Genomic DNA, 344 nt, shown 5'->3' on the forward strand with positions numbered 1-344 from the left:
CCGTTCATCGTGAAGTGCAACCACACAACGACGAAAGGGCAGTACGATTGTTTTCGCGGGCAGTCGATGACTGGGCCGCTGCAGACGATTACGAAAACCCACGGTTTTGCCGTCGCGGTACCACACCTAACCAAGTTTCGCACCGGCGCCACCGGGCAGCCAGTCACCGAACCGGTACCCACGGTGACCGCCGGTACGTCAAAACGCCCNGGCGGCAATGGTCATGCGCTGGGGATTGTTGAGGCGGGCCTTGTCCCGTTCCTCGCTGGCAACGGTGGCAGCGAATACCAGGCTAAACCGCGCCCGCTTGATAAACCCGCCCACACAATCCTGAAAGAGTCGCG

1 pseudogene is annotated in these 344 nt (G+C 60.9%); it reads left to right on the forward strand.

From position 1 onward, the window contains the following. A pseudogene (locus VZP09_RS07010) lies at positions 1-344 on the forward strand (DNA cytosine methyltransferase); the annotation flags it as partial.

The organism is Klebsiella sp. EMBS2024 (assembly GCF_036233805.1).
Lineage (GTDB): Bacteria > Pseudomonadota > Gammaproteobacteria > Enterobacterales > Enterobacteriaceae > Klebsiella > Klebsiella pneumoniae.